Origin of the sequence: Brevibacterium sp. CFH 10365 (assembly GCF_009299785.1) — a bacterium.
Taxonomy (GTDB): domain Bacteria; phylum Actinomycetota; class Actinomycetes; order Actinomycetales; family Brevibacteriaceae; genus Brevibacterium; species Brevibacterium limosum.
This window is the reverse complement of sequence record NZ_VIGO01000004.1, coordinates 473,182-486,554: the sequence shown is the minus strand read 5'-3', so window position 1 is coordinate 486,554 and position 13,373 is coordinate 473,182. Positions and strand designations below refer to the sequence as shown.

11 protein-coding genes are annotated in these 13,373 nt (G+C 66.6%); 8 read left to right on the top strand and 3 right to left on the bottom strand.

From position 1 onward, the window contains the following. Positions 1-30 precede the first annotated feature (30 nt). Positions 31-1,665 carry a DNA repair helicase XPB gene (locus FHG09_RS10840; RefSeq protein ID WP_152347646.1) on the bottom strand — a complete coding sequence of 545 codons (1,635 nt, stop codon included), beginning with the start codon at positions 1,663-1,665 and terminating at the stop codon, positions 31-33. 136 nt (positions 1,666-1,801) lie between these two features. Further along, on the bottom strand, positions 1,802-3,940 hold the full coding sequence (locus FHG09_RS10835; protein ID WP_152347695.1) for a helicase-associated domain-containing protein: 2,139 nt from the start codon (positions 3,938-3,940) through the stop codon (positions 1,802-1,804). Positions 3,941-4,019: 79 nt separating this feature from the next. Here FHG09_RS10835 and FHG09_RS10830 point away from each other — a divergent pair, with 79 nt between their 5' ends. From FHG09_RS10830 to FHG09_RS10810, 5 genes are all read left to right on the top strand, one after another. Beyond that, positions 4,020-4,250 carry a hypothetical protein gene (locus FHG09_RS10830; RefSeq protein WP_152347645.1) on the top strand — a complete coding sequence of 77 codons (231 nt, stop codon included), beginning with the start codon at positions 4,020-4,022 and terminating at the stop codon, positions 4,248-4,250. Between the two features lie 364 nt (positions 4,251-4,614). Beyond that, positions 4,615-4,995 (top strand): cold-shock protein, encoded by a 381-nt coding sequence (locus FHG09_RS10825; protein ID WP_152347644.1) that lies wholly within the window; start codon positions 4,615-4,617, stop codon positions 4,993-4,995. Next, on the top strand, positions 4,995-5,960 hold the full coding sequence (locus FHG09_RS10820; RefSeq protein ID WP_152347643.1) for a DUF3027 domain-containing protein: 966 nt from the start codon (positions 4,995-4,997) through the stop codon (positions 5,958-5,960). Before FHG09_RS10825 ends, FHG09_RS10820 begins: the two co-directional genes overlap by 1 nt. 8 nt (positions 5,961-5,968) lie before the next feature. Beyond that, entirely contained in the window at positions 5,969-7,246 is a 1,278-nt protein-coding gene (locus FHG09_RS10815; protein WP_152347642.1) for an MFS transporter, read from the top strand. 183 nt (positions 7,247-7,429) lie between these two features. After that, entirely contained in the window at positions 7,430-7,927 is a 498-nt protein-coding gene (locus tag FHG09_RS10810) for a DUF456 domain-containing protein (RefSeq protein ID WP_152347641.1), read from the top strand. A 497-nt stretch (positions 7,928-8,424) separates the two neighbouring features. Here FHG09_RS10810 and serC read toward each other — a convergent pair whose 3' ends face one another. Beyond that, positions 8,425-9,606, bottom strand: coding sequence for a phosphoserine transaminase (gene serC / locus FHG09_RS10805; RefSeq protein ID WP_227492702.1), 1,182 nt, complete (start codon positions 9,604-9,606; stop codon positions 8,425-8,427). Positions 9,607-9,708: 102 nt separating this feature from the next. Between serC and pdxH the strand changes: the two genes are divergently transcribed. From pdxH to FHG09_RS10790, 3 genes are all read left to right on the top strand, one after another. After that, a complete protein-coding gene (gene pdxH, locus FHG09_RS10800; protein WP_152347639.1) occupies positions 9,709-10,380 on the top strand; it encodes a pyridoxamine 5'-phosphate oxidase in 672 nt (223 codons plus the stop codon). A 220-nt stretch (positions 10,381-10,600) separates the two neighbouring features. Beyond that, positions 10,601-12,073, top strand: a complete 1,473-nt coding sequence (locus FHG09_RS10795; RefSeq protein ID WP_152347638.1) for an aldehyde dehydrogenase family protein — start codon at positions 10,601-10,603, stop codon at positions 12,071-12,073. A 263-nt stretch (positions 12,074-12,336) separates the two neighbouring features. Next, a complete protein-coding gene (locus FHG09_RS10790; protein ID WP_152347637.1) occupies positions 12,337-13,023 on the top strand; it encodes a metal-dependent transcriptional regulator in 687 nt (228 codons plus the stop codon). Positions 13,024-13,373: the final 350 nt, after the last annotated feature.

The window sequence follows — 13,373 nt, the reverse complement described above, 5'->3', positions numbered from 1 at the left end:
CTGGGCCCCCGTCAGGTAGTTCGGGAGGGGTCAGCGGACTTCGATGCTGTAGCTGTAGCCCTGCTCGGTGAGGAAACGGCGGCGCTGAGCGGCGAAGTGCTCGTCGATCGTATCGGCGGCGACGACGGTGTAGAACGTGGCCGAGCCCTGATCTTCCTTCGGCCGCAGAATCCGTCCCAGCCGCTGCGCCTCCTCCTGCCGGGATCCGAAGGCTCCGGAGACCTGAATCGCCACCGAGGCGGCCGGCAGATCCACGGAGAAGTTCGCGACCTTCGAGACGACGAGGACCGGGATCTGTCCGGACCGGAACTCGCGGAAGAGCTCCTGGCGCACCGATTCGGGAGTCTGCCCGGTGAGCACGGGCGCACCGAGCTCGGCCCCGATCTCCTCGAGCTGGTCGAGATACTGCCCGATGACGAGGATCTGCGCATCCGGATGATCGGCGACGAGCTCGGAGACGATCGGCAGCTTCGCATCGGACGTCGCCGCCAACCGGTACCGGTCCTCACCATCGGCGCGGGCATACGCGGTTCGGGTGCCGCCATCGAGCCGGACCCGCACTTCATGGCAGGCGGCCGAAGCGATATAGCCGAGGCGTTCGAGTTCCTTCCACGGCACTTCGTACTGTTTGGGGCCGATGAGGGAGAAGACCTCGTCCTCGCGTCCGTCCTCGCGCACAAGGGTCGCAGTCAGCCCGAGGCGACGACGAGCCTGGAGGCTTGCGGTCAGCCGGAAGATCGGTGCCGGCAGCAGGTGCACCTCGTCATAGATGACCAGGCCCCAGTCCTTGGCGTCGAGGAGCTCGAGGTGGAGGTACGAGCCCTTCCTCCGGGTGGTCAGCACCTGGTAGGTGGCGATGGTGATCGGGCGGATCTCCTTCGTCGATCCCGAATATTCGCCGACCTCGTCTTCGGTCAGGCTGGTGCGGCGCAGGATCTCGTCCTTCCACTGCTTCGCCGACACCGAGTTCGTCACGAGGATGAGCGTCGTCGTCTGCAACCGTGACATTGTGGCCACGCCGACGATCGTCTTCCCGGCGCCGCACGGCAGAACCACGACCCCGGACTCGCCCGACAGCGACTGGTCGATGGCCTGCTTCTGATAGTCGCGCAGATGCCACTGACCACCGTGGGCATCATCGGACAAGGCGATCTCGTGGGCCTCGCCGTCGACGTAGCCGGCGTGGTCGGAGACCGGGTGACCCAGCTGCAGCAGCGCGTGTTTGAGTTCGCCGCGTTCGGAGGGATGGACGAGGACGGATTCGTCGTCGATGCGTTTGCCGAACTTGCCGACGAGGTCGGGCTGACCGGTCAGCTCATCGAGCAGTCCCGTCTCCGTCGAGGTCAGGGTCAGTCCGTGGATCGGATGGTCGATGAGGGTGAGCACACCGAAACGGTCCATGATGTCGACGATGTCGACGAGGAGCTCATGCGGGACCGGGTACTTGGCGAATTCGAGGAGCACATCGACGACGGACTCGGCATCATGGCCGCTGGCGCGTGCGTTCCACAGTCCCAGCGGAGTGATCTCGTAGGTGTGGATGTACTCCGGAGTCCGTGACAGCTGCGCGAACGGAGCGATCGCCACGGCCGCCTCGACGGCCTGGGGATGTCCCGATTCCAGCAGCACAGTCCGATCGGACTGCACGATCAACGGACCATTCATTCAGAACTTCCCTTCCCGAAGTGTGATGACACCAGAGGACACAACACGTCGTCATCCCCGATTGTTCCCGCTCCGAGCTACCTGACGGGGGCTCAGATACGTGGCGCCAGGTTGCTGGGACGCCGTCGGGTAGCAATCAGGGGGCGGGGTCGACGGAGACGATGCGGGCGACGGCCAGAGAGGCCTCGGCTCCGGTGGTGGTGACGGTTCCGCGGACGCGGCCGGCGTTGAGGGTGGCCGGCTGCATCTCGATCGTCCGTTCCTTCCCCTGCGAATCAGCGATCCGGATGAGCACGCGGCGCTTCGCCTCCGCTGCCTCCCGCAGCCGGTCCATATGCCCCAAAGGCTCATCCGTGCTCACCTGCGCGGCCGCCGCGGCCGGTGCCGAACGCAGGATCCGCATGTACTCGCCGAGGTGGCTGTCACTGACCCGCGGACGCCGCCGCACGCTGACCTCGGGTTCCGACTCGGTGATCACCCGACGCCTGCGCACCGGTCCGCCCGCCGAATGCAGCAGCGCATGATGATCACCGGCCTCGAGCAGGTGCATGGTCCGCTCCGGCCCGAGCTGAGAGATCGCCACCGTCGGGGCCAGACGTTCGAGACCGGCCGGCATCATCGCCTGATCGGAGAGGATGACATCGAGGTCGACCGGATCGTCGACGATGAGCACCGCCCGGGCTCCGGCCACACGCACCCGTCGCAGCTTCGAAGCCGTGTTCTGCACGAGGAACTCCAGCGTCGACGGCAGCTCTTCGACACTGATCTCAGCGAGTTCGGCCAGAGCCTCCTCCGGGGTGAGACCGGCCTGCATGGTGTCTTCGATGGTCTCTGCGTCGATGCGATAGACGGTGCCCTGACCACGCGCCTCTACGACGGCGTACCTGCGCAGAACATGGTGGACCCGCGGTTCGATCGGGCCCGTCGCCACAGCCGTGAGATCGGACTGGATGAGCACCGAATCGACCTCGGCCCCGAGCCCCTCGCTGACCGCGGCGATGACATCCCCGGGCACGGTCAGCGCCTCCACGGCCACACCCAGCGGAAGGATGGAGGGATCCTGTTCGGCATGCTCGGCCATCGCCCGATCCAGACCGGCGGCCAGGCGGAGACCGAACCGGCTCGGTCCGAAATGATCCGGCTGCTGCAGAGGGGTCGTCGCCAGCCCCAGGGTGACGCAGGTGTGGAGCACGGCTTCGGTCATCGCGAACTCATGGGCCGGCAGCAGCGGGTGCCGTCGCAGCACCTCGGCATGGATCCAGCCTGCCGACCGCGCCGTACCCAGACCGATGTCATGGAGGACGGACAGGACGGCGAAGCGCAGCAGCGGCATCGCCGGCACCGAGAGGCCGTAGCCCTTGAACAGGGACTTCTTCGGGGTCGCGAGCACGGTGAGGCGTTCGTTCTCACTCGCCCCCGCCGCCAGCTGAGTGACATCGAGCAGCTCACGCAGCCATGCCCCGACCAGAGCCGCCCACAGTTCGGCACGATCACCGGCGAGGACGGAATCGGCATCGTCGGCGGCCGTCCACTGCGGATCGAGCGCATCGTCGAGGACCCCGATGAGGTGCAGCGACTTCGCGGCCAGCAGCAGTGTGATCGACTGCTCGAGATTGAGATCGAGAGTGCGAGCGAGCCGGGAGACATCCCGTTTGGAGATGCCGCCGCTGGTCAGCCGGGAGATCGGGGAGACGGCGAGCTCATCGACGAGCCCACGCAGGGACGAGATCACCTCGGCCACGGCGGCCTGTTCGCTGTTGTGGATGAGCGGCTGGCTGATCGTGGCCGTGCTCGAATCGATCACGGATTCATCGATCTGCCACGGATAGGCCCGCGAGGATTCGGCCGCCGAGGTCGGCAGCAAGGTGATGGCCTCGGACTGGATCCGCCAGACCGGGCAGACAGAGAGCAGGCTGCCGCCGGCTGATCCGTCACCCGTCCCCGAACCCTCGGACCCGTCCCCGCCTGCGGGCCATGCCAGGCCGAGGTCGCGCAGTCGGGGCAGGGCCGCCTCGGCGAGGGCGGGATCGATATGCGGATTGCCGACGACCTGGATCTCCGGAGTCGTCCGGGCCGCCTTGGCCAAGGAGACGAAGACCTCGAGGGTGCGCGCCTCGAGGGCTTCGATGCCGCAGGAGACCCCGATGCGTGAGGACGCGGCCGCGGCCAGGGCCGCCATCGTCGGGGACTCGGGTTGGAGGAGGTCGCGTCGAGTCCGGACGAAGGACTCGAAGTCGGCATCTGCACTGTGGGACAGCCACTGGCTGAAGGTCATTGACATCGCAGATCAGTCTATCGCGAGGGGTACAATGGAGGGGCAGATCAGGATCAGAGAACGGACGGAAGGACGCGCATTGTCAGCCACTCGAGTCGACACGACCATCGTCGTCGCCGCGGTTGCCGCCGCAGCCATCGGGGCGCTCGGCCTCATCGGCGTCCTCGGTCAGGCCTGGATGGGACTGACCCCCAGTCCGCTGCTGACCTACCTGCCCATGATCCTCGTGCCCATCGCCATCATCCTCGCCTGCGTGGCCATGATCCGAGCAGCCATCCGACGCAGACAGACCGGGGTGGGCCACCGCTGAAACCATCACTCATGCCGCCCGCCGGTGCGGGGACGGGCATGAGTCACACCCGCACAGTGTGATCCAGACGGTGCCGATCCCCACCTCGCCGAGGCGGCCGACTGCCCGCCCGTGACCGTGATCTTCGCCACCGATCGGGCGCTCGCCGACAACGCACTCACCGCCTGCACGGACACAACGGACCGAGGCAGGGCAGGGTAGGGACCACATCGCCTGCACGATCACGGCCGCTCACTGGCGGCGGCCTGCACAGACCACTCCGGCTGCGGAATCGGATCCCGTGGCCGACCGACACACAGCCCGCACCAGCGGGCACCGAACGTTGAGCCCGCCACTGCGGGTACGACCAGACAGAAAGGACATCATGCCCACCGGACGCGTGAAATGGTTCGATGCCGAGAAGGGCTTCGGCTTTGTCATCGCCGAGGACGGCTCGCAGGCCTTCCTCCATTCCTCCGTGCTGCCCGAAGGGGTCGACGTCACCAAGGGCACCCGACTCGAATACGACGTCGTCGATTCCCGCCGCGGAGCGCAGGTGCTCAAGGCCCGCCCCCTGACCTCTCCGGGCAAGGTCGCCAAGGCCCGCCGACGTCCGGCCGTGGACATGGCAGTTATGGTTGAAGATGTCATCAAAGTATTGGATGACCTCAACAACGGACTGCAGCATGGCCGCTACCCGGATCCGACACATGGGAACAAGGTGGCCAGCCTGCTGCGGGCGATTGCCGACGATTTGGAGTCCTGATGTCATCACTGTTCAGTGATTGGCTGGCCCGGCAGACCGCCGCGCCCGCTGCCGCAAGCGACGTCGAGCAGACCACCGGTGGAGACGGGGCCGTGCAGGCCTCGACCACCGGTGAGGTCGAGCCGACCGCGGCTGGAAGTGCAGCGTCGACCGGCGACGGCACGGCCGCCTCGGCGAAGGGATCGAAGACCGGCCGTGGACGGTCAGGCACGGAGAAGGTCGTCCTCGACACCCAGCTGGCCGCGGCGATCGACATCGCCCGCACCGCCATCGCCGAGGTGGCCGGCAGCGCCGTCGTCGGCGAACACCTGGGAACGGTGGCGGAGGCGACCCGCCTGGTCACCCACTACTTCGTGTGCACCGACCCGACCTACCGCGGCTGGCGGTGGGTGGCCGTGCTCGCCCGCGCCCCGCGTGCGAAGAAGGTCACGGTCTGCGAGACCGCGCTGCTGCCCGGCCCCGACGCCCTCGTCGCCCCCGAATGGGTGCCGTGGGAGGAGCGACTCGAACCCGGTGATCTGGGTCCGCGCGATACCCTGCCGAAGCTCGACCGAGATCCGAACCTGCAGCCGGGCTTCCAGCAGACCGAGGACAATTCGGCGGACAACGTCGACCAGATCCCGAACTTCGAATTCGGTCTCGGCCGCGAACGCGTGCTCTCCTCCGACGGACTGAGTGAGGCCGCGACCCGGTGGGCGGAATCCGATGCCGGGCCCGACGGTGAGTTCGCCTCACGCGCGGCCGGACACTGCGGCAGCTGCGGATACCTCATGCCGATCGCCGGATCGCTGCGCCAGAAGTTCGGAGTCTGCGCCAATGCGTGGTCACCCTTCGACGGTCGCGTGGTCGGACTCGAATCCGGGTGCGGTGCGCATTCGGAGACCGATGTGAGACGCCCGAACAACGAGCCGGCCGAAGCCGTCGTCGACGACTTCTCCGGCGAGCTCGAGTTCCAGGAGGGCTGACTCACTCGATGTCCCAGATGTTCCGGTCGTTGTCGGAGCCGAACTACCGGCACTGGTTCGCCGGTGCCCTGATCTCCAACACCGGGACATGGATGCAGCGCACGGCGCAGGACTGGATCGTCCTGACCATGCTCACGGACAACAACGCTTCGGCGCTGGGCATCACCATGGCCCTGCAGCTGGGCCCGCAGCTGATCATGTTCCCGTTCGCGGGCAACCTCGTCGACAAGTTCGACAAACGACGTCTGCTCATGGTCACTCAGGCGCTGCTGGGATTCATCGGACTCGTCCTCTTCGTCCTCACCATCACCGACGTCATCGTCCTGTGGCACGTCTACGTGCTCGCGTTCACGCTCGGAATGCTCACGACGCTGGACAACCCGTCGCGGCAGGCTTTCGTCTCCGAACTCGTCGGTGAGAAGCTGCTGCCGAACGCGGTCAGCCTCAACTCGGCCTCGTTCAACGGCGCCCGCATGATCGGCCCCGCCGTCGCCGGTGTCCTCACCGCCCTCATCGGACCCGGCCCCGTCTTCCTCATCAGCGGGCTCGGCTTCGCAGCGACACTGACGGTGCTCATCCGCCTCGACAAGTCGAAGCTGCATCCCTCCGGTCGGCGCGGCAAGGGCGGAGTCCTCGGGGGACTGAAGTACCTGCGCAGGCGCCCGGACATCACGATCGTCCTCGTCGTGCTGTTCATCATCGCGACCTTCGGATTCAACTTCAACATCTACACCGCGACGATGGCGAAGATCGAGTTCGGCAAGGACGCCAGCGGCTTCGGTCTGCTCAACTCCGTCATGGCCATCGGCTCTGTCACCGGGGCGCTCGCCTCGGCGCGGCGGGAGAAGCCCCGGCTGCGGTTCATCTTCGGTGCCGCCGGCGGATTCGGTGTGGCCGTCGGAGTGGCATCGCTGATGCCGAACTACTACCTCTTCGCCGCCTCCCTCATGTTCGTCGGCTTCTCCTCGCTGACGATGATGACCTCGGCGAACGCCTATGTGCAGACGACCACGGCCGCGAACTACCGCGGCCGGGTGATGGCGATCTACGCAGCCGTCGTCATGGGCGGCACCCCCATCGGCGCACCCCTGGCCGGGTGGGTCGCCGATCTCTTCGGACCGCGGATGGCGCTGGTCGTGGGAAGCGCCTCGGGGATCATCGCCTTCGCCGTCGGACTGACGTGGATGATCTCGGCCAAGGACCTGCGCCTCCACCGGGATCCGAAATCGCGCATCCGCCTGCACGTGAGCTATCACGGTCGGCCTCCGGGCGGCAGCGGAGACTGATGAGCCCCAGCGGGCGAACTGAGTGCCGGCGGGGGTCGGTGCTCGACGGCCGACGTTGTGCGGGTGTCGGCACGCGTTGGGCCCGGAGGTCTGTGCTCGGCGGATCCGAAGGTTCATGTCATAGACTCTCGGACGACCGCCTCGGCGGAGGATTCGAGGTCATACGATCGAAACGGACGGACTGTGACAACTGACATCATCACCTCGGTGCTGGTCGGCGTGGCGATCCTCGTCGGCTGCCTGGGTATCATCGTGCCGGTGCTGCCCGGATCGATCCTCATCGCCATCGCGGTTCTCATCTGGGCGATCATCATCGGCGGGCCGACCGCCTGGATCATCTTCGCCATCGTCGCCGTGCTCGTCGCGGCCGGTATGAGTGCCTCGCTCGTGCTCACGGGCCGCAGACTCAAGTCCATGCAGGTGCCGAACTCCTCGGTGCTGCTGGGCGGGGTTCTGGCCATCATCGGCTTCTTCGTCATCCCCGTGCTCGGGCTGCCGATCGGTTTCGTCGCGGGCCTCTACCTCGCCGAATACTCCCGCCTCAAGGACGGCAAGACGGCGTGGAATTCCAGCTGGGAGTCGATCAAAGCGATCGGCCTAGGGGCCGGCATCGAATTCATCCTCGCCATGCTCGCCGGCATCACCTTCGGCATCGGCGTGCTCATCCACTTCTTCGCCTGAGGGCACTTCACTGTCTGAGAGAACTCCTTGGCCGGAGGCGCCTGGTGCGACGGGGCGCGCATCCCTCACCGTTCGTGGCAGCCCGTACCCGGAGCGGCTGCTCCTACAGGTACTGACGCATCCGTCACCCATAGCGGCAAAACACCTCGGTGAATCGGGGTGTTGTGCCGCGACAGGTGAGCGATGCTCAAAGTGGTCGGCGGGAGGGCAGGGCATCCCGCACCGTCGGTGGCGAATCACCCCGTTTTCGAAGGCTTTCCGAAGGTCGTGTGCGCCCGCGGAGAGCGGTCCGCACCTGCTGGGTCGACGGGCGAGGAATGGGCCGACGGGCGCGGAGTGGGCCGACGGGCAGGAGGTGGGCTGCCCGGCGAGGACCGGGGCGTCGCAGTGCCTGCTCATACACGTAGTGCCATAACACCCCGGTGCATCGGGAGGCTATGGCACTGCGTGGAGGAAAGGGACGGCCGGCGCGCCGCGAGCCGAGTTACCTGGTTGAGTTACTTGAGGGCATCGATGACGTAGTCGATGCAGGCCAGCAGCGCGCGGACGTCGTCCGGGTCGACGGAGACGAACGTCGCGATGCGCAGCTGATTGCGGCCGAGCTTGCGGTACGGCTCGACGTCGACGACGCCATTGGCCCGCAGCACCTTGGCCACGGCAGCCGCGTCGACCGACTCATCGAAGTCGACAGTGGCCACGACGGAGGAACGATCGGCCGGCTCGGTCACATAAGGGTGAGCCGCCTCGGCGGATTCCGCCCAGTCGTAGACGAGTCCGGAGGACTCACGGGTCCGCTCGGTCGCCCACACCAGGCCGCCGCTGCCGTTGATCCACTCGATCTGCTCGGCGAGCAGCAGCAGGGTCGCCACGGCCGGGGTGTTGTAGGTCTGGTCCTTGCGCGAATTCTCGATCGCGGTCACGAGGTCGAGTGAGGTCGGGATCCAGCGACCGGAGTCCTTGATCTCCTGCGCGCGGGCGATGGCGCGCGGCGACATTATCGCCGCCCACAGGCCGCCGTCGGAGCCCATGTTCTTCTGCGGGGCGAAGTAGTAGACGTCGGTCTCGGCGATATCGACCTCGAGCCCGCCGGCACCGGAGGTCGCGTCGACGACGACGAGAGCGTCCTCGGCGATGCCGGTCGGTCGTGCGATCCGGGTGGCGACACCGGTCGAGGTCTCATTGTGGGGCCAGGCGAAGACGTCGGCGGCGTTCTCACCGGTGGCCGCCTCGGCGGGGGAGGAGACGATGCCGGCTTCGGCCAGGGCCTGCGGCGACGGGATCGCGGACGTACCCGGATCGGCGCTGAGGATGAGCGAGGACCCCAGATGCGGGGCCGTGTCGGTGGCTTTCGCGAACTTCTGGCCGAACTCGCCGAAGGTCGCGTGGGCGGCCCGCTCGCGGACGAGGCCGAAGGCCGCGACGTCCCAGAACACGGTCGACCCGCCGTTGCCGAGCACCACTTCGTAGCCCTCGGGCAGGCTGAACAGCTCGGCCAGCCCGGAGCGGATGCGGCCGACGAGGTTCTTCACCGGCGCCTGGCGGTGGCTGGTGCCGAGCACCTCGGTCGCGGCCGAGGTCAGCGCCTCGATCTGGGCGGGGCGGATGCGGGCCGGGCCGGACCCGAAGCGTCCGTCGGCGGGCAGGAGGTCGTTCGGGATCTCAATATTCGTCGCAGTCACGCTCGACATTCTACGGCGGACCCTGACCGCGTCGGGGACCGGCCTGACATATGACGCAGACGCGTGCTGACTCATGTCCGTGCCGCGTCGTAGAGTGAAGGCATGAGTGAACCCGTCGACCGCCTGCCGCAGACCCGCAAGTCCTATGACTCCGCCGTCTTCGAACACCCGGACGCCGCACCCCTGGCCCTGCTTCGCCAGTGGTACGACGAGGCGGCCGACCACGTCCGCGAACCGAATGCGATGACCGTCTCGACCCTGGACGAATGGGGTCCGAGCTCGCGCATCGTCCTGCTCAAAGGTCTCGACGAACGCGGACTCCTGTTCTTCACCGACTACGACTCCGCGAAAGGTCGGCAGCTGGCCGACGACCCCCGCATCGCCGTGAACTTCCCGTGGCAGGACATGGAACGACAGGTCCGCATCCGCGGCCTCGCCGAGGCGGCCGCCCCCGACGACTCGGACGCGTACTTCGGCGTGCGCCCCCGTGGTTCGCAGATCGGGGCGACCGTATCCAAGCAGTCCCAGCCGGTGACCGATCGCGAACAGATGCAGGCCGAATACGATGCCGCGACGGCCGAGTTCGAGGGCCGGGATGTGCCGCGGCCCGATCATTGGGGCGGGTTCCGCGTACGCGTCTTCGAGATCGAATTCTGGCAGGGCCAGCAGAACCGGTTCCACGACCGGTGGGTCTTCCGCCGGGCCGACGGCAGCCACGACGTGGCCGACCTCGATGATGCCTCGGCCTGGGAAGTCGTGCGCCTCTACCCCTGAGCGCGGCAGATCTGTGTCGCGGCACGGCTCTGTGCGGCAGCACGGCCCGGCACGGCAACACGGCCCGGCACGGCAACACGGCTCGGTGCAGCAGCACGGTGCCGTGCAGCGCCGCATGCCCGTGTTGCAGAACGACTCAGCACAGGTGCCCGGGCACACAGCAGAATGGACAGTACCAGTGCGCCGCGAACAGAGACGCAGACGATGCAAAGGAGCAACGATGACTCAGGCGACCTCCGCCACCCAGTACGGACCCGAAGCGATCTTCGACAATCTCATCGGGGGCGAACGCGTCCCCAGCGATGATCGGTCGACGAACACGAACCCGTCCGACCCTTCCGATGTGATCGGCCGCTATGCCCGCGCCGATGCCTCTACGGTCGCCTCGGCGATCGACGCCGCCCGCGCCGCCGCTCCCGGCTGGGCGGACATCGGCTCTCAGCAGCGATTCGCGATCCTCGACAGAGCCGGCAGCCTCATCGCCGAGCGCGCCGACGAACTCGGCGACCTGCTCGCCCGGGAAGAGGGCAAACAGCTCGCCGAGGCCAAGGGCGAAGTGCTGCGCGCCTCGCAGATCTTCAAGTTCTTCGCCGGTGAGACCATCCGCAACACCGGAGAGGTCGTCGACTCCGTCCGCCCCGGACTCATCGCCGAGATGACCCACGAGCCCATCGGCGTCATCGGCATCATCACCCCGTGGAACTTCCCGATCGCCATCCCGGCCTGGAAGATCGCCCCGGCCCTGGCCTTCGGCAACACGATCGTGTTCAAACCGGCCGAACTCGTTCCCGCCAGCGCCTATGCGCTCACCGACATCCTCGCCGAGGCGGGACTTCCCGACGGGGTCCTCAACCTCGTCATGGGGCCGGGTTCGGTGGTCGGGGACGCCCTTCCCACCTCGGCGAAGGTCGACGCCGTGACCTTCACCGGATCCGTCGCCGTCGGACGATCCGTCATCGCATCGGCCGCGGCCCACCAGATCCGGGTGCAGTGTGAGATGGGCGGGAAGAACCCGCTCGTCGTGCTCGGCGACGCCGACCTCGAAGCGGCCGCCGATGCCGCGATCAACGGGGCCTTCTTCTCCACGGGTCAGCGCTGCACCGCGTCCTCCCGGCTCATCGTCACCTCCGATGTCCATGACGAATTCGTCGCTCTGCTCAAGGACAAGATGACAGCCCTGTCGGTCGGGGACGCTCGCGGTGACGGAGTCGCCATCGGTCCCGTGGTCTCTCAGACCCAGCTCGACCAGGATCTCGACTACATCGCGAAGGCCCGCGCCGAAGGCGGGGAGGTCACCGGCGGTGAGCTCATCGACTCGGACAGGGGCGGCTACTTCCTCGCCCCCGCCCTGGTCACCGGCACGAGACCGGGCGACACGATCAACGTCGAGGAGGTCTTCGGTCCGGTCGCCTCGGTGATCGAGGTCGACGACTACGACGAAGCGCTCGCGGTCGCCAACGACACCGAGTTCGGACTGTCTGCCGGCATCTTCACCACCTCGCTGAAATATTCGACCCACTTCAAGCGTTACGCCGAGGCTGGGATGGTCATGGTCAACGCCCCGACGGCAGGCGTGGACTATCACGTGTCTTTCGGCGGACGGAAGGGCTCGAGCTACGGGCCCCGGGAACAGGCTCGAGCGGCACGTGAGTTCTTCACAGTGCACAAGACGACCTACACGAACGCGGGCTGAGCCGTCCGTTGTGAATGCCGGTGGAGTGTGCCGATGGACGCGCCGATCGAGCCGTCAGACGGCGGCCCGCGACAAGCGTGAGCCGGGGCAGCTCCTCGACTCACGAGTTTGGCTGAACGCACGATAGGATTGGGACAGATCGCAACGGCCGCGAACGGGTTCGCCTGTGCGGGGCGGGGCAGGGTCGCGACGACCCGAAATGGTGACAGCGCCTGAAACGGTCGAAACGACCTGAAGACGAAGAGTGGAGTGGCTGGTCAGAAGTGAACGACCTCATTGATACAACCGAGATGTACCTCAAATCGATCATCGAGCTCGAAGAACAGTCGATCGTGCCCTTGCGTGCCCGCATCGCCGAGCGTCTGGATCATTCCGGGCCGACGGTGTCACAGACCGTGGCGCGGATGGAACGTGACGGACTGCTCCATGTCGGCAACGACCGTCATCTCGAGCTCACCCCGGAGGGCCGCCGGATCGCCACCGATGTCATGCGCAAGCACCGTCTGGCCGAGCGGCTCCTCTCCGATGTCGTGGGACTCGAGTGGGAGCTCGTCCATGATGAGGCCTGCCGGTGGGAGCATGTGATGAGCGAGCAGGTCGAGCGCAAGCTCGTGAAGCTGCTGCCCGAGACCTCCTCCGGACCCTACGGCAACCCGATCCCCGGCCTCGACGTCATCGGCGGTGACGCCGCGAAGAACACTGAGGTCATCGACCTCGCGACGGCAGTCGGCCGGGACGGTGCGAAGAAGCTGACGATCGCATGGTTGGCCGAACCGCTGCAGGTCGATATCCACCTGCTTCAGCAGTTCCAAGTCGCCGGCGTCCTGCCTGAGAGCGAAGTCGAGATCTCTCGCAACGGTGAATACATCACCGTGCAGGTGCCCGGTGCGCAGGACGTACTCGATCTGCCGATCGAGACCGCCTCGCATGTCTTCGCCTACCGAAGCTGAGACGCACAGAAGTCTCTGCTCGATAACGGCGAGACCGTGCTCGATAACGGCGAGGCCTTGGCTCGGTAACGGTAACGACGCGTCTGTGGCTCGATAACGGCGAGGCCGTGTTTCGGTAACGACGAGGCCGAGCAGTGGTAACGGAGGGGCAGGTGCCCCAGGTTCGATTCGTTATAAATCAGTGTGATCCGTGACCCAGGGAGTGGTTCCCCACCCCTGGGCCACGTCGTATAACGAGAAAATGTTACGGAATCTCTGAGCGGTTTTGAGCCTCTGACCTGCGGTTTTATGGAAAACATCACGGGTTCCCTCCGGTGGTTGTGACAAAAACGTGACAATCGGTCACCGAT

Coding starts and splice junctions, on each gene's coding strand:
- FHG09_RS10795 (WP_152347638.1), top strand. CDS start 10,601: ATGACTCAGGCGACCTCCGCCACCCAGTACGGACCCGAAGCGATCTTC.
- FHG09_RS10815 (WP_152347642.1), top strand. CDS start 5,969: ATGTCCCAGATGTTCCGGTCGTTGTCGGAGCCGAACTACCGGCACTGG.
- pdxH (WP_152347639.1), top strand. CDS start 9,709: ATGAGTGAACCCGTCGACCGCCTGCCGCAGACCCGCAAGTCCTATGAC.
- FHG09_RS10820 (WP_152347643.1), top strand. CDS start 4,995: ATGTCATCACTGTTCAGTGATTGGCTGGCCCGGCAGACCGCCGCGCCC.
- FHG09_RS10835 (WP_152347695.1), bottom strand. CDS start 3,940: ATGACCTTCAGCCAGTGGCTGTCCCACAGTGCAGATGCCGACTTCGAG.
- FHG09_RS10840 (WP_152347646.1), bottom strand. CDS start 1,665: ATGAATGGTCCGTTGATCGTGCAGTCCGATCGGACTGTGCTGCTGGAA.
- FHG09_RS10825 (WP_152347644.1), top strand. CDS start 4,615: ATGCCCACCGGACGCGTGAAATGGTTCGATGCCGAGAAGGGCTTCGGC.